A 22,867-nucleotide genomic window follows, 5' to 3' on the forward strand; every position below is an offset into this window, starting at 1 on the left:
CAACATAATGCGTATTCTAGCTAACTTTATATATTATCACTCTTATTTAAGTCTAATTCTTTACACCTAATAATTCAATAATATGTTCCTTCACCATAACTGGATCAATACCAGACATACAGTACGCTTTTCCCTTCGGACATTTTCGTTTACGGCATCCTAAGCACTCCATATCATGATTTTGTAGCACTTTATAGGTTCCAGTCAGAGGTCCCCACTCTGCAGGGTTTGTAGGGCCAAATAAAGCTATTACAGGGCGTTGTAGAGCCACGGCCATATGTAGTGCACCCGTATCACAGGCTACTACCACCTCACATTCACCAAGAAGAGCCGCCATTTCACGTAAAGTAGTCTTACCTAATTTATTGTAAACTGGCAAATTCTCTTTCTCTACATGTTGCATCAATTCTTCAAACTCTTGTGCTTCTTTTGGTCCACCCAAGCATATAAAATTGCTTCTATAGGACAGGGAATCAATTAGTTGTTGCCACTTTTCATAAGGCCAGGACTTAGTCTGCCATGATGAACCTAAAACTAAACCTATCAATGGTCTATCTTTTTCTGTAAACGCCGTTTCCACTTCGAATTTAGCTCGTTGTTGCTCATCAGCTGTTACAATGAGATCCATTAGATTCATATTCTTAGTCTCAACAGGGATAGTTTCTGTGTTTAATGCACCTGGCAGTAATTTAGCTACATCAAGATATTGCTCTATAACATGCTTTGACCGATTCTTCGATTTGTAATTAGTAAATAACCAATTCAGTTCTTTAGTACCCCCTAATCCTAACCGTATAGGTGCACCAGATGCCAATAGTACAAGCCCCGTAATAAGCCGACCTTGTACATCAACAGCTATATCGAAGTGATAAGGCTTTAAACGTTTTCGTAAATCCCACCACATATTCCACATGGTACGAAGGTGTAATTTTTTTGAATGAGCCTCATATTCATCCCGTTCCCAAGGAATTATATGATCTACATAGGGATTATGTTCTAATAGTTCAGCCATGCTCGGTGTAACAATCCAATGTAATTTTGCATCCGGATACTGTTGCTTTATCCACCTTGCGGCGGCTGTGGCATGCAGTATATCACCAATATAACTGAGCCGTACAAACAATATATTCATAGACAACCGCCTTTCTCATGTATTATCGTCGCCCGTTAAATCATCATCTCGTATACTCATATACCGATTATAACGAAATATATATGAGTTCAACTTGAATTATGTCGTATAAAACTAAATAAGTTTATAAATAAAGCCTTTATAACCTGCGATTATAAAGGCTTTATATTAATTCTTTTTCTTAGAGCTAGAGTCTTTAGATGATTTATCGTTATCTTCTGTTACTTTGGTCGTATCATCACTGCCATTGGCAATAATTTCTTTCACCGCATTCATAGTTACTTCAGACAAGGTAGTCGGATTATTGTATTTATAAATAGGTTTAAATCCTACGCCTAATTTACCAGAGTATACAGTTAATACATTATTATCTTCATCGACACGAGCAATATAGATGGTCTTGCTAGTATCTACACCAAGCAAACGGAATCGTCCAGGTGGGTTGATAACACGCCAACCACCTTCGATACCATTAAACATGAAGATGTCGCCAGTTTTAGCATTATCGTAGAAGAAATTATCTTCATCATAGAATACAGCAATACGACCAATGTCCGTAGCTTGCATGTAAACGCGACGCGTATCATAGTTCGCATCAGTTCTGTAAATCCGGTATGCACCTTCACGAACTTTTACCTTCATGTACACCACATTTGTCGCTTCGGAATATGCCGCATCAACAATGCGACTTCCCTTTGGTACATCTTCAAGTTCTGTATCTACTTCGTGTTCCGGATCATCTGCATTGAGTCGGGCCATAACAACCTTGTTGTCCGTATACAGGCCCATAATTGCATAGTTACGATCTGGCATCCAATCAAAATAGCTAATGGAGCGACCTTTCAAACTAACCGTTGTAGGCTTGCTTTCACCAGCCTTATAAATCCGAAGAGATTCATCTGTAACAACAGCCATAAATTGATGGTCATAAGATACGTATTTACGTCCCTCCTTTACGTCAGGGAAGTTTTTCGTGTCATCCTTAGACGCACCAGAGACATTAAATTCCGTAGTCGGTGCAAACATATATTGATCAAGGTACAGATACACCCCTCCTTGCAGTAGAATACCTACCGCAAAGGCGCTCAGTACACGCGTAAAAGGTTTCATTGTTCCTCCTATTTCACGATAAACGCCGTAGGAATCATCCGTTCCCCTAACAAATCGGCTGGTTTATTTACAACTTTGCCATTTAAATACAATGTAGAGCTAGAGCCACCATCGAGGTTAGCCGCGATGTATGCGCCCTTTTCATAAAGTACATCTTGCACATCACGCAAGGTAGCACCCAAGGAATAACCTGGTTGACGACCGTCGATTACAACGAACAACACAGTACCATCCTTACGTTGACCTATGGCCGTACGAGGACCTACGCCCCAACCGCCATCGCCATCGGTGATCATCTTCTTACCATCTACGATAAGAGGTGGCCCAAAGGTAATACCTTCCATAGCTTTCATATCAGCTAATTCAGTTTTATCATAGTTGCCCGCAATGAGGTTACCAGATTTAGAGAAACCTACAAAATCAACGGATTCATCAGGCCCCACATCCTTACCGATGATATAATCCCCTTCGTGAAGGATAAAACCATATGGCAAGCGGCCTGTACCAGTACCATTAGGATCGTGAAAGCCACCACCATTGATAGCTGCTACGGCACCATTCATTTTAGCAATATTACTTGTAGTATCCCCTTTTTCTTGAATGTTTGCAGCTGTCGCAACTTGGATACGGCGTGGATCTGGAATTTCAAGTACGTACCCTACATAACGAGAAGACTCAATTTTTTCCAATTTTAAGTCTTTATCTTCGCGAGCATTAAATTTAAACAAATCTTGACTCTTTACAACGCCTACTGTCCCCAAAATAGATTGCAATTCATCGTTGCTGAATAACCATGTAATGTATTGAGGATGACGAGATTGTAAGATAGCACCAATAACGGCACGTTTTACATTATTAAATGGTCCAAACAATACCACGAATGGTGATGTGACTGCGGTAAATAAGAACACCATAATGATGAACTTTACCCAATTCTTTTTAAACAATGTATATCTCCTTATAAATCACTGTAATGTTCAGTGCTAATTCGTTCTTCAAAATGCTTGATGTCTACGGCATTACCAACCCAAACACGTAAAATATTGTATGGATTATCCCCTGTATGAGCCCAACCGGACTTCATAGCCATTGCCATCTTTATACCACTGTCTTTTGTGGCAGCATCTGTATCCTTATTTTTGTCCCCATAGGGATAACAGAACCAAGGGTTATCTGTAATTCCTAACTTATCAGCTAACGCTTGTTGTGCTTTTTGAATGTTTTCCATTTGTGCTGCTTTTGAAAGTTGGCCCATTTCCACATGTTGGAATCCATGATTAGAAATAGTTATACCATTGTCTTTCATTTCTTTTAGCTGTTCCCATGTAAGCCGCGTTCCTACATCGCCTGGATTAACAAATACAGTAGCAGCAAAAGCATATTCTTTCATCAATGGATACACGATAGAGTATGTATCTGCATAACCATCATCAAAGGTTAGTACTACAGGCTTTTCAGGTACCGCTGCACCATTAACTACATAATCGTATAATTGATCCATCGTCAATGGATGGTATCCATTATCCTTGAGGAACTTCATTTGCTGACGGAATAAATCCTCGCGGATAACCGCATCATTATCTTTATCATCGCCAATCTTGTGATACATGAGCACCGGAACTCCCGACGGATGTACCATCGTAACCTGTTGTGTAGGTGGCGTTTTAGTTTCATTTTCTGTCGTTTGCTGTGAAAGCATTCCACATCCTGCTAACGCTGTAGCAATTACAATTGTGAAAAGCACTACCAATGAAAATCGTTTCATAGGTCCCCCTTTATATAGACACAATTTAATAACTTATATTATATCATTTATAAAGAGAATAGTAAAAACTAGCGAATTGTTTACCCGTGATTGTAATCTACTCAATAATGTTTTAATATTTTAATTATAATATATTTCACATAAATGATACTATTTCATCAAATAAAGGATTTACTATGAAAAAACGCCTAACTATTATTCAAATGGACGTCCATGTAAATGACGTAGAATATAACTATACTCGTGTTCAAGAATTACTCTCTCAATCACTTTCTGAACATCCAGATATTATCGTATTACCAGAAACTTGGAATACCGGGTTCTATCCATCAAAAGAGTTAATCAACATCGCTGACAGAAACGGAGAACGAACTCAATCATTATTAAGTGCATTTGCAAAAGAGCACAACGTAAACATCATAGGCGGTTCCGTAGCAGTTGCTAAAAATGATGTTGTGTTCAATACCTCCTATGCCTATAACCGAGAAGGCACGCTCGTTGGAGAGTACTCTAAAATGCATGGATTTAGTCCCGCGAAAGAAGATCAATACTTCGCAGGCGGCACGCATACCACACATTTTGAGTTAGATGGCATTCCGTGTAGCACCGTTATTTGCTACGATATCCGCTTTCCAGAATTAGTGCGCATGGCCGCATTACCGAATACAGAATTGCTATTTGTGCCAGCTCAATGGCCTACTATGCGCCTACGACACTGGCAAGTACTTAATGAAGTACGCTCCATAGAGAATCAATTATTCGTGTGTGCTGTAAACGGCTGTGGCACGGTTGGTCGCGTCCAAAGTACTGGACACTCCGCCGTATATGATCCATGGGGTACAAATCTATTAGAAATGAATACTGAGGAAGGTATTGCTACTGTAGATATTGATTTCGATGTTGTCGAAGACATTCGCAACAAAATCAATATATTCAGGGACCGTAAACCAGAACTGTATAATCTATAACATAAAAGACACATTGCTATAATTTGCAATGTGTCTTTTACATTAGAATTCAATAAGATTCCACATATCCTCTGGTACTTGTTCTAGAGGTTTGTTTTTTGCTATCGCTTCTTTTAAAATATCAATCGTATCTTGAACCTCTTGCTTGTCCTTTGTATTAGGATCATGAAGGATAACACGATTTAAGGAATCTTCGCCAAATTGTTTTAAATATTCCTTTTCTACTTGGTTTAATTCACGACGTAAGTATTTCATTATTATGACCTCTACTTATAAATAAATTTCCGATGTCCTACTTCTACCGCTATAATCACACAATTCGTATCACTAATATCAGCAATAACTCTATAGTTACCAATTCTATACCGCCACAATCCTTGTTTATTACCAGTCAATGATTTACCAGAATATCGTGGATTTTCTACATTATCCAAATGTTTTATCAACCAATTAAAAATATAACGTTGTGTTGACTTATCCAACTTTGAAAATTGTCGGTCAAACCGTTTACTAAACTCTAGCTTATAAACCATACTTTGCACGCATTTCCGCTACAGAATATGTAACAGGATCCTGTTTATATTCTTTCAGAGCTTCTTGGCCGACTCTAAGATCAAAGTCATTTTCAATTTTTTCTAGTAACGCTTTTTTAAATAGTGTTGACAAGGTTTCATCCATAAATTCCGCATAAGTTTTAAACAGTGTTTCTTCTTGTTCATTAAGTCTCACAGAAATATTTGACATACAAAGCACCTCCTTATGTATTACATTGTAATACATAAGGAGGTGCCTGTCTATAACTATAATTATATTATTTTGTCATGCTTGCTTTTAATACAGCAATTTCTGCACGAAGTTCTTGTAGCATCCATATTTTATTTATTTTTTACTATATTTATTTATCAGCCGTAGTATAAAAAGCTGTAATTATACTATATAAAACGAGCTATTATCTGTTTTTAGGTATACAAAAAAGACATGTTACTCTTCTCTCGTCTCTCTCGTAACATGTCTTAATTTGTATATAGATCTCTCGAACTATATCATATTGTATCTGGCTAAACTCTCTAATCCCTTTTTGACACGCCAGTATGTCTACAATTATTTTATATTTTAAAATATTTTATGTCAATAATTTATTTTTAGTTTAATAATTGCCATTTATAAAGAGATTAAATCAGCTACTTACAATATTAAATCTACAATTAACCGCGCTGACAGAAATAAATAATATAATTTTTCTCAGGGCTCACCGCTGCGCCCAACGCATATGGATGATTCCAATTACCACCGAAATCAAATAAATATATTACATAACCAGCAGGTATTTCTACCGAGTCTTCATTAAAAGACAATCTATGTAAATATTGTTTCTGTAGTTTTCGATTCTCCAACTCTGTATAAATAGGATATTTCTTCTTACCTAAACCTACCGTATCCGTCGGTTTAGGTTTTAATCTATCTCGTTCAGCCTCTACTCTCTTGCGCGTTTCTACATAACGTTTATACTTAGCTTCGCTATCCTCACCATCAATCTTAATCTTATTAAATTCAGCCAACACTTGATTCTGTAATGCATACATTTCATCAACAGATTTCTCAATAGGATTATCCACTAGATTTTGTACATATTTGCCCATAGGTACTGTTGTATTTTTTACAATAACTATCGATGTAGGCAGTAAGGTTTTCAAAGTATCTGCATATTCCATATTTGAATCAACATAGTTTTTTACATATACATTGGATAGATCAGATTTCGAAATGACAACTTTAGAATCAATCCGTGCCTCATCAATGTAAGGCTTCAATTGATCTGGTGTACCACCAAAAGCCAGTTGTACATATGAACCGCCTTGTAGGAACGGGGGATTACTATGTAGATGAATATTCTTTGCAAAGCTAGGTATTTGTTTAGGAAACCCTGGAATCGTAGCAACCAGCTTATAATCCTTAGGATTATTTATAGGATATTCAATTAACTCTATGGGCTTAAAAAATGCCTCTATTGATTCTTTTATCTCCTCTTTAGTTCTAGCCGTATACAGATCATAAGATTTCCCTTTATTCTTTTCTAGAAAGGCTTTAAATTCTTTATCACTTGCTTTATTCTTATCTGTACGTGTTCTGTAGGATGGAATATTAACTGGATTCGTTAATTTAATTTCCCCGTGTCCATTTTTTCTCATATAAGGACTTACGATACGTAATGGTTTATCTCTACTGCCATATCCATAACCTTGCTTATTTGTTTCTAACGTATTATAGCGCGTAATTTGTTTGAGTGCCTTTTCATCCCGATCATTATAAAGGGGATCAAAAATTTGATACTCCACCTTCATATCTGACTTTTGTAGTTCTAATAATCGTTGTTTAGCTCGTTTCTGACTTTGTGCTTTCAATAACTCAATTTCTTCTGCTGAAAGCTTTCTTGGTGTTTTTGAATTGCCCGTCCCGACTCTTTTAAATGCACCAGGAATAATTTCAACAAACTCTGACTTTAAAGAATCTTCAGATTTTATATTACTTTTAATTGTAATACTTGACGTCTGACTTTGATTTTCTACTGATACAGCTAAACTAGATTGACAAGACAATGCTAGTGAAAGCATGCATAAGGCAATACTTTTTTTAATCATATCTCTCCCCCATAAAACTCTGCTCATACAGATATAAAAAAGGACCTACAGTGAACTGTAGGTCCTTATATTTGGTGCGGTTGGAGGGACTTGAACCCTCACGAGCGTACGTTCACCACCCCCTCAAGATGGCGTAGCATTTAATAAATATTTATAAACTCAAGGAATACAGTATCTATCAGCTTTTATATAACATATATAATTATATATTTTAGCATATTTTAATATAAATTGATGTCAAAACTGCAAAAAATAGGGCACCTACTTTTATAGTAAGTGCCCTTGTTTGATAATCAAAAATTGTCTGCATATCCACCTTTATGCAGTAAGGAGAAATGAGATCACCTCCATGTTATCTACGTAATGCACCAGCCAAGAAAAGTGCAGCATTACTAATCGCCCATGTATCACGTTGACGGCGTAACCTTTGTTCAGTTCTTCGGTTGTTCTTTAGTTCCGCTTTAAACTCGTCTAATGATGTCGAGGCTCTCTCCAATGAGCTTGCTTGCTCGGTTATTACTTCCGATGCCTTTGCTAACTCTTCGCCCTGTTTCTTGTTGATATCCTTCAAGGCGGTTAAGTCCTTCGCCCTCTCTTCGTTGATAATCTTCAATTCTTGCAATTCGGTCGCCTGCTTGACTGTTAAGCTCTGAACTTCGCTCAATGACAATATACAAATTTTAACATCAGATAAACGAAATTTCGTTCATCTTTATGGATTTATTGTAGCTTTATGTTTCGTGCAAGCCAAATAAATCTATATTGAAATTTCAAACATTAATTGATATTATACAGATATAGATTGTTTATATAGGAGCTTCTAAAATGACTAGAGAAGATTATCTAAAAGAGAAAATCAAAGAACAAGGTACCCAACGAGAATTTGCGGCAAAAATAGGAATGCCTCCTTCTACATTATTTTCAATATTACGAAATGTTGGTGGAGCATCAATTGATAACATCATAAAAATTTGTAAAGGCTTAAATATAAGGCCTGATGAGTTAGCTGAAGTTGGTGAGGAAATAACAATTCCAAGCGAAACAAAAGGATACTACACAATTCCTGAAGCAGCTGAATTCGCGGAATACTTACGCACACGTCCAGGGGCACGCATGCTTTTTTCTGCTGCAAAAGATATCAGTAAGGAGGACATGGAGAAGGCTGTTGAGTATATAGAGCTGCTAAAACTAAAACATAAATAATAGGAGGTGAAGCTTATATGTTTTTCTTTTTTCTTGAGGAAAATACTGGTACAGGTTCGTATACATCGCCTTTTGATTCTATAAAGCAACTTGATGATGAAGGTATTGAGTATTGGTATGCTAGGGATTTGCAAAGATTATTAGAATATACTGAATACAGAAAATTTTTACCTGTTATAGCCAAAGCTAAAAAAGCATGTAAAAGCAGTGGTCATATAACTTCTGACCATTTCGCCGACGTGGGCGGAATGGTTGAAATCGGAAGTGGCGCAACAAGAAACGTCGATGATATTAAATTGACAAGATACGCCTGCTATTTAATCGCCATGAATGGCGACCCTCGCAAAGAGGTCATTGCTTTAGCACAGACCTATTTTGCTGTAAAAACTCACGAACAAGAAACCTTAGAGCGGTACGACAAAGATATAAAACGGCTGGAGGCTCGCGACCAATTAAAAGAGTCAGAAAAGCGACTTTCACAAAATATATACGAGCGCGGCGTTGATAATAAAGGCTTTGCACGCATTCGCTCCAAAGGTGATACTGCATTATTTGGAGGGCATTCTACACAAGCTATGAAAGACAAACTTGGAGTTAACCCTACACGTCCTCTAGCTGATTTTCTTCCCACTGTAACAATTGCAGCTAAAAATCTAGCAACAGAAATGACGAATCATAATGTTGAACAAAACGATATGTATGGAGAAGAGCCTATTACAGACGAACACGTACAGAATAATTCGACCATTCGTGAAATGCTAGCGGAACGCGGAATTAAACCAGAGGAACTGCCAGCAGAAAAAGACTTGAAGAAAATCGAACGTAAAATTAATAAACATTTAAAGTCTATTGATACCAATCCACAAAATAAAAAATGACTTTAAAGGGGAGAGTGTTATATTGGTTGTAAATTTGATATACTGCGACTTACCACATGCCAATGCTGTGTCAGAGGAATGTGAAGATGTAGATACTCATAAACATCTACATACACAAAAACCTCCCTCATGATCGCATGAGAGAGGAAATTAAACATGAATTAATGCATATTATTAATGATGATTTTTATGTCGATCATCACGTTAATTTAGTCGAGCGTATGGTTAGAATGTCTCAAATTGAAGATGTTGACCTTAACGGAATCGACTTTTATCACCATATTATTTAATACTGGGAGATACAAAATGAAAAAGGGATTAGTATTAGCAACAATATTTGCATTATGTTCAACTATGATGGTTAGTGCGAAGGAATTTAACGACGCACGTTGGCAATGGTTCTATTCAAATGCGAACTACACGGGGAAAGTCGATTTGAATACATTGTCATATGACCCATCAACAGATACTGCGACGGCATGGGCTGTATGGGTGCGGACCAACGGTCACCAAGACCTTATGTCTTATATCATATACTTCAAAGATAACTCTATGGATGTTGGTCAATATTATATTTACCAAGATGGTTCCGATGCTGCGATTGTTCAAGATGATTTCAATGGCCAAAACCACGTAGCCGCTCCAGGTAGTGGTGATGAAGCACTTATTGCTTCTGTAAAAGGATTAGTTGGCCGTGATACTAAACTAGCAGATTACAAGAAACAACAAGCCGATGAAGCACAGGCACGCGCTGAAGAAAAAGCTCAGCTAGAACAGGCACAACAGGAAGCTAGAATTGTTCAGCAAAAAGAAGCAGAAAGAAAAGCTAAACACGAGCGCAATCGTAGCATCATTAAAGGGATATTTGGAATATAAAAGTGTTTAATACAGGGAGGTTAGTATTATGGGATTTTTTAGCAGTGAACCGAAAGTTATCGAAAGCCCTACAAAGGACTTTATGGGTCAACACTTATACCACTTAGATGGTATTGGTGCTAATTTATTTGTGTATGATACATGTGTTGTTATCGATCGCACCCAAGGTGGTCTATTCAACTTGGGGAATCGTACCTACAAAATCATTCCAATAAAGAACATCTTAGCCATTCAAGTAAAATCAACTGGTGTTACTTCCGGATTTTTAGAATTTGCCACATACGGCCACGAAAACACATCGATGAAAGGTTTTGACAGGACCAACGATGAAAACAATATCAACTTTAACAGTGAAAACTCAGTTAATACTGCAAGGGAAATTGTTAAATACCTGGTTCCTAAGATTTGTTAGTAACTAATAAGCCTCCTACCCTACTACTGGGTAAGAGGCTTTGTAATAAAGGAGAAAAAATGGATACACGTACAATAGTTATTCCGGAGATACCTTCAGATCGTAAATACTGGTTCTTTAGAACAGAAGGTGGAGAATATTATCCAGACTTTAAAATTAATAACTTTATTGCATTAGGCTGGGATGATTTTTGCAATATAGATAATTTAAAGAATATGACTGCTTATGACGATATTGATACGCTAAAAAACAAATTCAAAGAACACTATCCTAATGAGCGTCGCTTTGGATTGGCAGTTAATCAGATTCTTACATTTATCAATACAATGGAAATAGGTGATATTGTATTAATTCCTTCAAAAAATAGTCGAGATTTGGCCATTGGTGAAATTACAAGCGACGCTTATATTTATACGGAAGATGCTGACGAATTAAACGATTCAGATGATTTTCTTGATGATGAAGATGTTGGATACAAAATCTGTAAATACAAAAAGCGTAGAGACATAAAATGGATTACAACTATAAAAAAGAATAAGCTGGACCCTCAATTATTCAAGCTAATGTGGGCTAGAAACACAATTACAGACGCCTCGTCTTATGATATGTATATAGATAGAAACTTACATTCAATTTATTATAAAAACAATAAATTAAACGTAACCTTGCACGTAGAACAAGAAAACGGGATTTCTACTCGTAATATGAATGCATTACTTAGTAATACGCTCGCTTATATAGACCGTTTTAATTTTGCTGAAAAAGAAAAGGAATTGGATGAACTAGAAATAAAAATGATGGTCGAATCTCCTGGAGTTATTCAATATATAGGAGGTGCTGCCGCTCTTACGATTTTACTCGGTGGTTTCTCCTTATTTGCATTTGGTGCAAATACTAGTTTTGAAATTGCCGGCCAAAAATATTCAATTAATTCCGAAGGAGCCATTAGTATTTATAAAGAAATGAATAGACATGAAGAAGAAATGGCTAGAATTGAGTTAGAAAAATTAAAAAGCTCCATGGAAAATCTAAAAATTCAGACACCAAAAGAGCTTCGTTAATTAATGTAAAGTTATTGTCACGTTAGTTATAACTAATATTGTTGCAATAATACAAATTATATACTTAGTTATTTCAATACCAGCAATAGAATAATGCCAAACAGAAGGCATCCATATAAAGGGTATTGCTAAAATTGCGGATAGTGCTGAAATAAATGTACCATACCAAACAGCATATCCAACATATTGATATAACATATTCATATGATTACCTTCCTTTCCTACCCTCATTATAATTCTTCCTCGCTAATCCGTGCAATACCCAACTCTATAAAAAAATAAGCCCTCACCGCAGTGAGGGCCATTAAAAACTACATACCTTAGAGGTACTTCATTTTTACTCCAATAACATTATACCATAAAACCTCTAAGGCTTATTAACTATGCCAAGGAGGTTATTTTTATGGCTAAAAAACGAACCGATGGACGCTACCAAGTATCCAAAATGATAAATGGTAAGCGTAAATACTTTTATGGTACTACCAAAAAAGCTGCCATAGAATCCATGGAGAAATACGTAAATACAAATCAAGCATGTGCTAATTTCGACGATACTATTTCATTAAACACCTGGATTAATATATGGCTGAATCTAAAGGAAAAGACTATAACCCCTGCCACATATCAAAGCTATACAGGCATTATTAATCGCTATATCAGAGATAAAATCGGTGGCATGAAGTTAGCCGAAATTAAACCTAATACATTACGGTATGTCTTTGAATCAATGGATGGATTATCATCAAGGACTATATCCTACGCCATGACAATTCTAGGATCCATATTAGAGCAGGCGGTAAAAGATGACATTATTCCTAAAAACTATATGAAAAACATAGACCGGCCAAAACAGGTAAAAGTCCGTCATATGGTAACGCTATCTGCAGATGAGGTTAAAAACTTCTTATCCAATATCTCTAATGTAGAACATCATGCGCTCTTTAAATTAGCATTTGCAACAGGTATGCGGCGGTCTGAATTATTAGGCTTAAGATGGTCGGATATTGATTTCAAGAAATCAACTGTATCTATTTCACAAACTGCCCTCAAAATCGGATCTACGGCAGTTATATCCAATACAACTAAGACAACATCCTCAAATCGGATAATTGCCATCGATTCAGATACACTCCAGGAGCTTATGAAGCACAAAACGGTCATAGACAAGCGTAGAATTAAAACCATGAACTGGATTAATAATAACCTTGTATTTCCTGGTATAAAAGGCGGTCCTCGTTGTCCTGATGAAGTCAGCAAGCTATGTAAGAAATACGCTAATTTAATCGGTAAGCCATCTTTTACTATGCATGGTACTAGACATACCCATGCCACCCTTCTCATTGAAAATGGGGCCAATATGAAAGCCATACAGGAACGTCTAGGACATGCTTCATTCCAAGAAACGATGGATACCTACTCACATGTTACACCTAAAATGGAAGATGACATCGTAGAACGTATTTCTAAAATATTCTGATGTCAAAATGATGTCAAACCACGCAAGATTTTATGATGTCAAACAAAAATAAGGGCTTACAGAATTACCTGTAAGCCCTTATTTAATCAGCTTGGTGCGGTTGGAGGGACTTGAACCCTCACGAGCGTACGCTCACCACCCCCTCAAGATGGCGTGTCTGCCATTCCACCACAACCGCGTGGAATACAAAAATGGTGCCTCAGGACAGAATCGAACTGTCGACACACGGATTTTCAGTCCGTTGCTCTACCGACTGAGCTACCGAGGCATGTTTTTTGTAAAAAAAAATGGCGACCCCGATCAGATTTGAACTGACGATCTTCGCCGTGACAGGGCGACATGTTAACCGCTACACCACGGGGCCGCGTATCAACTCTCGTTGACTACTCGTATATATTAACATGAGCCACTCATATAATGCAAGTACTTTTTTCTAATTTTTAAATGAATTTTTCCAAAATATATAGAAATATGAATTATACATCAAAAATCGTATATATTAATCATTTATATTCAGTATACTTTAATATACTCCAGATTAGACCAAAATTTATAGAAATAAAATTGGCACCTAGATTTCTATAAGGAAACCTTAGGTGCCAATTCAAATATAGTTATATGAAATTGTTGATTATAGTATTTCTACCAGCATGATACTGATTATAGATGATCCCAAGGACCATCACGCAAGTCTTGTTCCCAATAATACTCAACCTTCATATCACTGCGTTTAACCTTATCGAACATCTTAGAACGTGGCGAAGTCATCACATTTTCGCTATGCTTACCACCAAAGTACGCATATTTAGACTTACCTAAGGTATACATAACAGATACATACGGTTCTACAGAACTAATATTACTTTTACCAATTCCTAAATCTACAGAAATATGAGGCGTCACATTCATTTTAGCGCCTACCTTTAATCCATGTATAGATTGCCACTTATGTTGGTCAATATAGTACATCTCTTCTGGATGTTTTCCTGGCGCTTTTGTTTTCCAATGATATCCTTCCACATAACTAGATAGCCAACGAGCATTCTTATAATCTCGTGTATACCGTATATCAAAGCCATCCAATACATGTTCATAAGAATATCGAGGTGTTTTTCGAATACCATTAGGCGGTGAACTTAAGCTATCATGAAAATCTATTGCCCGTGGTACTTGACGCAAAGGTGTGTTAATGTGATAAGGACCCACCGTTTTTTCTGATAGTCCATGGTATACATTGACACTAATCGTATTTAGACCAGCTACATATTCTAATCCTGCACTAATACGAGAAAATTTATTCTTAAAAGCATAGTCATAGAATACATTGGTACCGACGTAGGCATGCTCATGTGTACTAAGACGACGATAGCCAATACCAGCAGTACCGACAACACCAAGAGTATCATGTTCTACTACTTCACCTTTATCAATATAAGTTCCTTGACCGTCAATTCTTCCAAAATCTGAGTCCGACCCATTCCAATATGTAGTAGTGGAAACTTTTTCGCCACCATTACCATCTAAGCGCCCCTATACAAAAACCATAGATTTATCATATTTCTTTATAGGTTGCAATGTTTCTATAAAATACTTTGCGTTCATTTTCTGCTTAGAATTATGATTATGATAATGGAATCGTGTATCATAGCTTAGATTATTATCGGTCATTTGTTTATTAGGCATTGCATAATCATGATAAGAATCTTTCTGAGACCCTTGTAAACCAATACCGATGTCCGTACGATCCATCCAGCTACTTTGTTCAGTATCCCCAGCTTTTACATCCATGCTCACATCTGCAGCCATCGTTCCCACACTTAGACTGCACATAAAAGCACTGCAAACCAGAGCTTTTAGTATTAATTTGTCTTTCATTTCTAACTCCTCTCTTACACATTCACTTTAATGATGAATATAAAATGAATACACTTTATTATACCTATAATCTAACGCGCTGACAACTATAGAGAAGGAGAAATTTATGTGTTAAAATATATGTATTATATACATCGGAGCAACATTATGAGATCAAAAACATTAACAATAGCAATTATTATTGCCATCATAGCTGCACTGAGCGCTATGTGGTATTTCTTATGGTATATTCCTCATACACCAGTCTATACGTTCCAAACTATCCGTGAAGCCGTTGAAAACAAAGATGCGGACACGGTATTGGAGCACATCGATACAACATCATTGGTTAAAAACATTGTTACCCGCGAGGGCAACACCTATGTGGATACATCCTCACCATTAGGCAAGGCTGCAGTGGCAGCAACGAAAACATTCGGTCCAGCCCTTCTTGATGATGTAATTCGTAAATATGTAGAGGATCCAGATAGTTTCAAATCGCAAAATAGTAGTGATTCAGATGTTGAAAGCGAAGATACATCCAATACGTTTTCTATGGTAGACCGCATCCAACGAGGTGAATTATTTAAACAACGCCATTTGGAAATCAAGAACATTACCTCTGAAGATGATGGCGATACTGCCACAGTAACCGTAACGATTCACAATACAAAAACAAACCAAACAGCTCCCATTCGAGTACTTATGAAGCACATCGGTGACGGAACTTGGGCTATCTATGATATCCCAGATATCGAAGCACTCTATAAAATCACAAGAAAATAAAGACCTCTTTCGTAGCAAATACGTTTGTAGAGGTAGATGATAGCAAAACTCTCCACCGGCCGGGTCTGTCTACGCCCTTCGGGCTTCGCAGGGCCAAAGTCGAATTTTGCTATCATCTACCTCTTTTCCGTATCAGCTTATAAAAAGAGGTCTTTTTTTCTTATCGATTTTTAGGTACTATCGCACAGGTTACGGTAACCTGAGATATCAAGCGATGGCTTTCATCATACATATCAAAGCGCCAAACATGAGATGTTTTCCCTTGTAAGAGTAGCTGTCCTTTAGCAATCAAATCGCCTTCTGCTTTCATAGGGCGCATGTGATTTGCGGTTACCGATTGTCCTACAGCAAATTGATCATCTCGAATCAGTTGATTGCTGAGCATCCCCGATAAAATTTCACCAAAGGCCAAGGTAGCTCCGCCATTGAGATAGCCTTGTGGTTGCGCATGATAACTAGTTACATGCATCACCCCTTGCCCACTGGTAGGCCCTGTTAACTCTACACAATCAATTTGTAATGCTTCTATCATTGTCATAGTGTTCGTTTCTCCACTGTATATTCCTCAATACGACTATCTACTACATCAACGCCAAGGCCAGCACCATTAGGCACCTGCATGGCCCCATCAGTAAATAAAATTTCTGGGTCGATAAGATCATGTTCAAAATAGCGATTAGAATCGGATAAATCCCCTGCCATATAGGTATCACCTAAGGCCGAAAGTTGAACATGTAATGTCTTTGAGATGCCTGATTCAACCATGCTGCCAATCCAATACGGAATACCTGCTTCGCGGCATCGTAAAATAGCGGCTCGCGTCTGTATTAAGCCCCCAAGACGACCTACTTTCACATTGAGTACATCGATAAATCTATGCTCGATTGCATAAGATAAGTCATCATAGGATAAAATCGACTCATCTAAACAAATAGAGGTCGTAATAGGCCAATTAGGCAACGATTCCTTCCACGCTTTATAGGTGGTCAAATTCGTCATGCTAAAGGGTTCCTCTATGCAGAGCAAATGCAAATCATTATAGGCAGCCACCATTTCCAGCTGGTCATAGGTATAACTTTGATTAGCATCAACAGCTAAGGCTAATTCTGGATAAGCATCACGCACAAGTCGGGTCCGTTCATAACCATCACGAGGCGATACCTTGAGTTTAATTCGTTTACAACCATTGGCTACATGCCGTTCCACGATACCTAATAGTTCATCCATGGACACGTCACCAATGACGATGCCATTGGAAATAGTTGATTCCAAAGACTGCCCCATGATATACGACACAGAATTCACGCCTTTTCGATTGCAATCTAGATTAATTAAAGCATTTTCAAGGCCTGCTATCGTCATGGGCATATTGTCGCGCTTTAACCAAAATTGTAACTGCCGAATATAGGCCATTAATGGTTTTGGCCGCATCAAGCGTAACTCTAGAATATAGGTATCCACCAATTGTTTCCATGCGGAATCAACAGTTTCCGCCGTATAAAAAGGGTCTGTGAAAGCCACACATTCCCCGTATCCAACATAGCCTTGTTGGTCCTCGATACGAACGATGATACTTTCACGAACACGAACAGTACCCTTAGCCGTTTTAAATTCAAACTTTAACGGCAAAGCCACACGATACGTCGTTATGGATTTAAAGTTCAATACATCATTCATGAGAACCTCCATTTGACGCAGTCATATCGAGATGAGAGGCCAACGACTTGCGCATAATCTTACCTGTCTCATTACGTGGCAATGCATCCATAATTGTAATGTATTTAGGCACCTTGTATTTGGCCAATGTATGTGCAATATGGTCTCGTACCGATATTTCTATATCATCATTTGATAGTGTCTCATCATCAACGGCAAGGAATAATGCTGGCACCTGTCCCCATTTCGCATCAGGCACAGGGATAACAGCACATTCCTTCACACCTTGCATAGCATACACGGTATCTTCAATTTCCTTAGGATAGATATTTTCGCCTCCAGAAATGATTAAATCTGTACGGCGATTTAAAATGTATAAAAAGCCATCTTCATCGACATAACCCATATCATCGGTATTAAAATCGCCATGAATCGGTTCGCGATTGATATAGCCACTCATGACCATGAGCCCATTCAAATGGATTTCCCCTACCCCATCCGCATCAGGATTTACAATATGTACGGTCATCCCCGGTAAGGGTTTGCCTACCGAATCTAGTTTGTTTAGATTGGATAATACAGGCATGGTCACGCTTTGACTAAAGGTTTCTGTCATACCATAGGTTTTATAAATCGGTAACTGCTTCGCTACACACGCATCAACTAGAGGTCGAGGTATAAATTCTCCACCCAATAAGATAACCCGCAATTGATGGTGCGTAATGCGCGGTTCCAAATTCTTTAAGATGGTAGGCACCAGAGACATCATATTAATGCGCCCATCATGAATATATTGCAGTACTTGTTCTTCGTCATAGGATTCCATAATGGTCATAGCTGTACCATTATACAAAGACCGCATCAAAATAGATAATCCACTTACATGGAACAACGGTAATACCATAAGCCAATTATCCTGTTTAGTTCTGCCTAGCACCTCTTGTGATGCTTGTACATGAGCCTTAATTTGGTTCCATCGAAGCGGCACCGATTTAAACTGTCCCGTTGTAGCACTGGTATTCATAATAGCAGCAATGTCATTGTCATCCATGGTCCAGTCAAAGATATCCTTTACCCCATCATGCAACACAACGTCCATGGATTCAAGTTCAATAGCCTTTACAGATTTTGGTACTTGTTCACGTCGTTTAGCGCTGTGTAACACAGTTGTAATGTGTAGCTGACACAACTGATTTTCTATTTCACGTGCTGTAAGATGAACATTTAATAGGAGCACCTCTTTACGGACTAGCATAGCAGCCAAGAGATAAACGGCCATCGTTACGGAGTTATCCGATACTATCGCGATGCGTGTATCTGGCAATGCTTGTAATCGCGTTGCCACGTGCACAACGGCACTATATATGTCGCGATAGGTATATTCATTCATACATATACGATTCGGATAATGCTGTTTTCCATATCGTAACCATTCCATCATCTCACCTCATAGCTAACCATCATACTATAAAACATATACGTATAAGAAAGGCGCCTCATATAGAGGCGCACTGCACTTATCATGTAAAAGGTTCGAGTCCATACATAAGGACTGATAACCATATTCCTATTAAGGGAATTTAGGGAATTGTTTGAAGTCTGGTTTGCGTTTTTCTTTGAACGCATCACGACCTTCTTTAGCTTCATCTGTTGTATAGTACATCAACGTTGCATCCCCTGCAAATTGTTGTAAACCTGCAAGGCCATCTGTATCTGCGTTGAAGGATGCTTTCAACATGCGCAATGCCATTGGGGACAATGCCAAAATTTCATTACACCATTGAACCGTTTCTTCTTCCAATTTGTCAAATGGTACCACGCAGTTAACCATCCCCATTTCGTAAGCTTGAGCAGCCGTGTATTGACGGCAAAGGAACCATACTTCGCGAGCGCGTTTGTGACCGATCATGCGCGCTAAATAACCAGCACCGTAACCAGCATCAAAGGAGCCTACGCGAGGACCTGTTTGACCGAATTTCGCATTTTCAGAAGCGATGGTAAGGTCACATACGATGTGCAATACATGGCCACCGCCGATGGCAAAACCATTTACCATAGCGATAACAGGTTTTGGAATGATGCGGATTAAATGTTGCAAATCAAGTACGTTAAGACGAGGGATATTGTCATCGCCTACATAGCCGCCATTACCGCGCACGCGTTGGTCACCACCGGAGCAGAATGCTTCTTTATCTTCGCCTTGGCCGTGGTTGGCACCGGTCAAGATAATAACGCCGATTTCTGCATCGTCGCGAGCAATTGTAAATGCATCAATAAGCTCAATTACGGTTTTAGGACGAAATGCGTTGCGCACTTCTGGGCGATTAATCGTGATTTTTGCAATACCATTATAGGTTTCGTAGATTACATCTTCATAATTACGATCCAATACTTTCCAATCAAATTTGCTCATGGATGTTACCTTTCCTTATATAAAAAATCTGCTAAGGCCGTCATAAACGGACCCGGCTTTTCTAAATGTACATTATGTCCCGCCCCATTGACGATGACATGGTCACAGTTTGGTAAATTACTAAACCGCTCTTCTCCTATTGTAGTATATTTTGTATCTAACGCGCCACTAATATATAGAGATGGCATAGATAATTCTTGTAATCGATGGCCTACATATGGCATAACGCCCTGTCCTGAGCCTCTCAATGTAGCTGCTAATGCATAGGGGCTATTGTGTGCACGACGTTGAAACAACTTATCTTGTACAACTGGTGAAAGCTGATGTTGACTTTCAAAAATAGAAATGTTAGCCCATTTAGTAGCAAACCACTCTCCATCATTATCTTCTATAGCTAGTGCTAATTGTTCATCAGCAGCTTTACGCGCTTGTCGCTCTACCTCTGATTCAATGCCAACAGAACCACTTTCTAAGATGAGGTTTTCAATTTTAGAACTATACTCAAGAGCATATAGTAAAGCTAATCGTGCCCCCATGGAGTATCCCATGAGAGAATAGCTTTCACCAGCCACGGCAGAAATTACCGTATGTAAATCGTTGAGCATAGTAGGAATAGAAAAAGCAATCTCATCCTCTGGAATATCCGAATCTCCATGTCCAATCGTATCGATACGGATAAGTTGATAGCCTGGCACAACGATGCCATCCCAGGTATAACCAGACTCAGAAAAGCCATGTAAGCACACAAGAGGTTTTCCAGCGCCAGCCAATGTAACGCCATATCGATATTCACCAAGATCGACATACATGCGAAGTGCTGGATTGAATAGGGAGTTATCTATAATACTGCAAGCATATTGGCTCATAGTCGGTCCTCCTTGTTTGTAGGAATCGTCGTATATAGCGCATGTAATTCCCGACTTCGTTCTTTAGATGTGGGGATTTCAATAACGTGAACACCTGCTATTCCTACATAGTTTTGTAACGCATTTTTCAATTCATCATTGCTCGATACACGTACAAAGTCGATACCATATAGGGTCGCAAGGCCACTATAGTCTAGGCCTTGTGCGGTACTAAATAAGTAATCAAAATGCGGCGTTCCCTTTTGCGGCAAATATTCAAAAATACCACCCCCATCATTATTGTGAACAATGATGGTTACATTTAAGGTGTGCGTTTTCGCCACGGCGAGGCCATTCAAATCGTGAAAGAAGGTCAAGTCCCCCGTAAGCAATACGGTAGGCATGCCATTTGTAGCGATGCCAAGGGCGGTAGAAACGGTACCATCAATACCGTTAACGCCACGGTTACCATAGATAATAGCACTGTGACGATTGCCTGACCAGAAATAATCCATATCTCGAATACTCATACTGTTGGCAACCACAAGTTGGCTATTCTTCGGCAACAATTCTTGTAAGAGATGAATCGTACATCCTTCAAATAGCTCTTGTTCCCTAGCTACTGTATCGAGTTGTTTACGGCCTACACCATCTGCATCAATCCACGTAGCCAAATAGCCATTATCAGCTGTATTGAGTTCCTCATCAGCGACTTCTGCATGGACCTCATTTGCCATTACATGAAGCTCAGGAATCTGTATTTTTAGTGCATCAACCAAACCTTGTGGTGTCGATTGTACAAAGAGGGTCGTGTTTCCTGCAGGGTTTGTATAGTCCATTGTAGGGCTAACAGATATGATTGGGATATGTTGCATGGATGCCACCCACTGCTGAACGCGTTTAGATACGACCATCTGACCAATTTGTAAAATGCAATCTGGTCGCAATGTATCTTGATACACCTCTTGTGAAAGCAATGCATCATAAGATGTAATGACTCGTTCATCATAAACACGACGCATATTGGACAATGGATCACCTAATATTGGCGCATGGAATATATTAGATAGACCAAGAATGGCATCGGTATCCTCAAGATTCGTACTTGGCCCCGCTAAGATAAGCACTTTTTTATTCGCAAGGAGGTCATAGATAGTGCATGCATCACTTGGCTGAATAGCAGCCGGAACAACAGAAAATGGTTGCCTGCCACATTCAAAATGTTTCCTATCCAACTCCGGTACCAATGGCTCAAAGAGCGGTACATTAATATGCACGGGTCCCCTTTTCACATCCATAGACTTCATATAAGCCTTACGAGCTACTAGGCGCGGATATGTATAGTAATGCTCCTGTTGTGGTACTGCCAATTCCTCGTAATAATTAACAGCTGTACCAAATATTTTTTGTTGATCTACCGTTTGTGGAGCCCCTACATGTTGCAATGTGTGAGGCCTATCTGCGGATAAAATGATCAAGGGTACACCGTTATATTGTGCTTCTAGTACAGCCGGCATATAATGTGCTACCGCTGAGCCCGACGTACACACGAGAATTACAGGCTTTCTATGGGCCTTTGCGATGCCTAAGGCCATAAATCCTGCGGACCTTTCGTCAATATTCATATAGGTTTCAAAAGCACCGTGTTCCCTAAATAGCATGGCCATCGTTGTAGAGCGCGAACCAGGGCTAAACACAGCATATGTGATGCCTAATTGGGCGAATTCATCCACCAAGGCGGCGATATATTCATTCATGTAATTTCTCCGTAATATAGATGAGGATATATTCC

General features: G+C 38.5%; 26 protein-coding genes and 3 tRNA genes. 8 read left to right on the forward strand and 21 right to left on the reverse strand.

The genetic code is table 11. The annotated features are described in order from the left end of the window. Positions 1-52: 52 nt before the first annotated feature. The 4 genes from waaF to HMPREF1477_RS04385 all read right to left on the reverse strand — a co-directional run bounded on the left by waaF (position 53) and on the right by HMPREF1477_RS04385 (position 4,007). Positions 53-1,132: a lipopolysaccharide heptosyltransferase II gene (gene waaF / locus HMPREF1477_RS04370; protein ID WP_016475954.1), complete on the reverse strand. Its 1,080-nt coding sequence runs from the start codon at positions 1,130-1,132 to the stop codon at positions 53-55. 168 nt (positions 1,133-1,300) lie between these two features. Next, on the reverse strand, positions 1,301-2,242 hold the full coding sequence (locus HMPREF1477_RS04375) for a hypothetical protein (RefSeq protein WP_005377691.1): 942 nt from the start codon (positions 2,240-2,242) through the stop codon (positions 1,301-1,303). Between the two features lie 8 nt (positions 2,243-2,250). Continuing rightward, positions 2,251-3,189: a phosphodiester glycosidase family protein gene (locus tag HMPREF1477_RS04380; RefSeq protein WP_005377648.1), complete on the reverse strand. Its 939-nt coding sequence runs from the start codon at positions 3,187-3,189 to the stop codon at positions 2,251-2,253. An 11-nt stretch (positions 3,190-3,200) separates the two neighbouring features. Continuing rightward, positions 3,201-4,007, reverse strand: coding sequence for a polysaccharide deacetylase family protein (locus tag HMPREF1477_RS04385; RefSeq protein ID WP_016475955.1), 807 nt, complete (start codon positions 4,005-4,007; stop codon positions 3,201-3,203). A 176-nt stretch (positions 4,008-4,183) separates the two neighbouring features. Between HMPREF1477_RS04385 and HMPREF1477_RS04390 the strand changes: the two genes are divergently transcribed. Next, positions 4,184-4,975, forward strand: coding sequence for a carbon-nitrogen family hydrolase (locus HMPREF1477_RS04390; RefSeq protein WP_016475956.1), 792 nt, complete (start codon positions 4,184-4,186; stop codon positions 4,973-4,975). A 42-nt stretch (positions 4,976-5,017) separates the two neighbouring features. Here the strand turns inward: HMPREF1477_RS04390 and HMPREF1477_RS04395 are convergent, their stop codons facing one another. The 5 genes from HMPREF1477_RS04395 to HMPREF1477_RS04415 form a co-directional block, all read right to left on the reverse strand. Beyond that, entirely contained in the window at positions 5,018-5,230 is a 213-nt protein-coding gene (locus HMPREF1477_RS04395) for a hypothetical protein (protein WP_009661003.1), read from the reverse strand. Between the two features lie 11 nt (positions 5,231-5,241). Beyond that, a complete protein-coding gene (locus HMPREF1477_RS04400; RefSeq protein ID WP_016475957.1) occupies positions 5,242-5,508 on the reverse strand; it encodes a type II toxin-antitoxin system RelE/ParE family toxin in 267 nt (88 codons plus the stop codon). Then, positions 5,498-5,719, reverse strand: coding sequence for a type II toxin-antitoxin system RelB family antitoxin (relB, locus tag HMPREF1477_RS04405; RefSeq protein ID WP_016475958.1), 222 nt, complete (start codon positions 5,717-5,719; stop codon positions 5,498-5,500). The genes HMPREF1477_RS04400 and relB overlap by 11 nt, the downstream gene beginning before the upstream one ends. 461 nt (positions 5,720-6,180) lie before the next feature. Then, on the reverse strand, positions 6,181-7,614 hold the full coding sequence (locus HMPREF1477_RS04410) for a hypothetical protein (RefSeq protein ID WP_016475959.1): 1,434 nt from the start codon (positions 7,612-7,614) through the stop codon (positions 6,181-6,183). A 352-nt stretch (positions 7,615-7,966) separates the two neighbouring features. Beyond that, positions 7,967-8,236: a hypothetical protein gene (locus tag HMPREF1477_RS04415; protein ID WP_016475960.1), complete on the reverse strand. Its 270-nt coding sequence runs from the start codon at positions 8,234-8,236 to the stop codon at positions 7,967-7,969. A 203-nt stretch (positions 8,237-8,439) separates the two neighbouring features. Here HMPREF1477_RS04415 and HMPREF1477_RS09770 point away from each other — a divergent pair, with 203 nt between their 5' ends. The 5 genes from HMPREF1477_RS09770 to HMPREF1477_RS04440 all read left to right on the forward strand — a co-directional run bounded on the left by HMPREF1477_RS09770 (position 8,440) and on the right by HMPREF1477_RS04440 (position 12,044). Beyond that, positions 8,440-8,817 (forward strand): helix-turn-helix domain-containing protein, encoded by a 378-nt coding sequence (locus tag HMPREF1477_RS09770; protein WP_016475961.1) that lies wholly within the window; start codon positions 8,440-8,442, stop codon positions 8,815-8,817. A 17-nt stretch (positions 8,818-8,834) separates the two neighbouring features. Beyond that, positions 8,835-9,695, forward strand: a complete 861-nt coding sequence (gene dinD / locus HMPREF1477_RS04425; RefSeq protein WP_016475962.1) for a DNA damage-inducible protein D — start codon at positions 8,835-8,837, stop codon at positions 9,693-9,695. Between the two features lie 306 nt (positions 9,696-10,001). Further along, complete coding sequence (locus tag HMPREF1477_RS04430) at positions 10,002-10,571, forward strand: hypothetical protein (RefSeq protein WP_016475963.1); 570 nt, start codon at positions 10,002-10,004, stop codon at positions 10,569-10,571. A gap of 28 nt (positions 10,572-10,599) precedes the next feature. Then, positions 10,600-10,983, forward strand: a complete 384-nt coding sequence (locus HMPREF1477_RS04435; RefSeq protein ID WP_016475964.1) for a hypothetical protein — start codon at positions 10,600-10,602, stop codon at positions 10,981-10,983. A 59-nt stretch (positions 10,984-11,042) separates the two neighbouring features. Continuing rightward, positions 11,043-12,044 carry a restriction endonuclease gene (locus HMPREF1477_RS04440; protein ID WP_016475965.1) on the forward strand — a complete coding sequence of 334 codons (1,002 nt, stop codon included), beginning with the start codon at positions 11,043-11,045 and terminating at the stop codon, positions 12,042-12,044. On the opposite strand, the gene HMPREF1477_RS04445 is transcribed toward HMPREF1477_RS04440, so the two are convergent. Continuing rightward, complete coding sequence (locus HMPREF1477_RS04445) at positions 12,045-12,248, reverse strand: hypothetical protein (protein WP_148529036.1); 204 nt, start codon at positions 12,246-12,248, stop codon at positions 12,045-12,047. Between the two features lie 199 nt (positions 12,249-12,447). Here HMPREF1477_RS04445 and HMPREF1477_RS04450 point away from each other — a divergent pair, with 199 nt between their 5' ends. Continuing rightward, complete coding sequence (locus tag HMPREF1477_RS04450) at positions 12,448-13,521, forward strand: site-specific integrase (RefSeq protein WP_016475967.1); 1,074 nt, start codon at positions 12,448-12,450, stop codon at positions 13,519-13,521. A 92-nt stretch (positions 13,522-13,613) separates the two neighbouring features. Here the strand turns inward: HMPREF1477_RS04450 and HMPREF1477_RS04455 are convergent. From HMPREF1477_RS04455 to HMPREF1477_RS09850, 5 genes are all read right to left on the reverse strand, one after another. Further along, a tRNA-Leu gene (locus tag HMPREF1477_RS04455) sits at positions 13,614-13,699 on the reverse strand. Positions 13,700-13,713: 14 nt separating this feature from the next. Further along, a tRNA-Phe gene (locus HMPREF1477_RS04460) sits at positions 13,714-13,789 on the reverse strand. 20 nt (positions 13,790-13,809) lie between these two features. After that, positions 13,810-13,885, reverse strand: a tRNA-Asp gene (locus tag HMPREF1477_RS04465). Between the two features lie 296 nt (positions 13,886-14,181). After that, positions 14,182-14,973, reverse strand: a complete 792-nt coding sequence (locus tag HMPREF1477_RS09845) for an inverse autotransporter beta domain-containing protein (protein WP_342353674.1) — start codon at positions 14,971-14,973, stop codon at positions 14,182-14,184. 78 nt (positions 14,974-15,051) lie between these two features. Continuing rightward, entirely contained in the window at positions 15,052-15,396 is a 345-nt protein-coding gene (locus HMPREF1477_RS09850) for a hypothetical protein (RefSeq protein WP_016475969.1), read from the reverse strand. 147 nt (positions 15,397-15,543) lie between these two features. Here HMPREF1477_RS09850 and HMPREF1477_RS04475 point away from each other — a divergent pair, with 147 nt between their 5' ends. Further along, entirely contained in the window at positions 15,544-16,161 is a 618-nt protein-coding gene (locus tag HMPREF1477_RS04475; protein ID WP_005382170.1) for a DUF2939 domain-containing protein, read from the forward strand. A gap of 160 nt (positions 16,162-16,321) precedes the next feature. Here the strand turns inward: HMPREF1477_RS04475 and HMPREF1477_RS04480 are convergent, their stop codons facing one another. The 6 genes from HMPREF1477_RS04480 to menD all read right to left on the reverse strand — a co-directional run bounded on the left by HMPREF1477_RS04480 (position 16,322) and on the right by menD (position 22,832). Then, positions 16,322-16,699: a PaaI family thioesterase gene (locus HMPREF1477_RS04480; protein ID WP_016475970.1), complete on the reverse strand. Its 378-nt coding sequence runs from the start codon at positions 16,697-16,699 to the stop codon at positions 16,322-16,324. Further along, complete coding sequence (menC, locus tag HMPREF1477_RS04485; protein WP_016475971.1) at positions 16,696-17,838, reverse strand: o-succinylbenzoate synthase; 1,143 nt, start codon at positions 17,836-17,838, stop codon at positions 16,696-16,698. Before menC ends, HMPREF1477_RS04480 begins: the two co-directional genes overlap by 4 nt. Then, positions 17,831-19,258, reverse strand: a complete 1,428-nt coding sequence (menE, locus tag HMPREF1477_RS04490) for an o-succinylbenzoate--CoA ligase (protein WP_038148075.1) — start codon at positions 19,256-19,258, stop codon at positions 17,831-17,833. The genes menC and menE overlap by 8 nt, the downstream gene beginning before the upstream one ends. Positions 19,259-19,387: 129 nt before the next feature. After that, positions 19,388-20,230 carry a 1,4-dihydroxy-2-naphthoyl-CoA synthase gene (gene menB, locus HMPREF1477_RS04495; protein WP_005377688.1) on the reverse strand — a complete coding sequence of 281 codons (843 nt, stop codon included), beginning with the start codon at positions 20,228-20,230 and terminating at the stop codon, positions 19,388-19,390. Between the two features lie 5 nt (positions 20,231-20,235). Beyond that, entirely contained in the window at positions 20,236-21,096 is an 861-nt protein-coding gene (menH, locus tag HMPREF1477_RS04500; protein ID WP_016475973.1) for a 2-succinyl-6-hydroxy-2,4-cyclohexadiene-1-carboxylate synthase, read from the reverse strand. After that, positions 21,093-22,832, reverse strand: coding sequence for a 2-succinyl-5-enolpyruvyl-6-hydroxy-3-cyclohexene-1-carboxylic-acid synthase (menD, locus tag HMPREF1477_RS04505; RefSeq protein WP_016475974.1), 1,740 nt, complete (start codon positions 22,830-22,832; stop codon positions 21,093-21,095). Before menD ends, menH begins: the two co-directional genes overlap by 4 nt. Positions 22,833-22,867 lie beyond the last annotated feature (35 nt).

The organism is Veillonella sp. HPA0037 (genome assembly GCF_000411535.1).
GTDB lineage: Bacteria > Bacillota > Negativicutes > Veillonellales > Veillonellaceae > Veillonella > Veillonella atypica.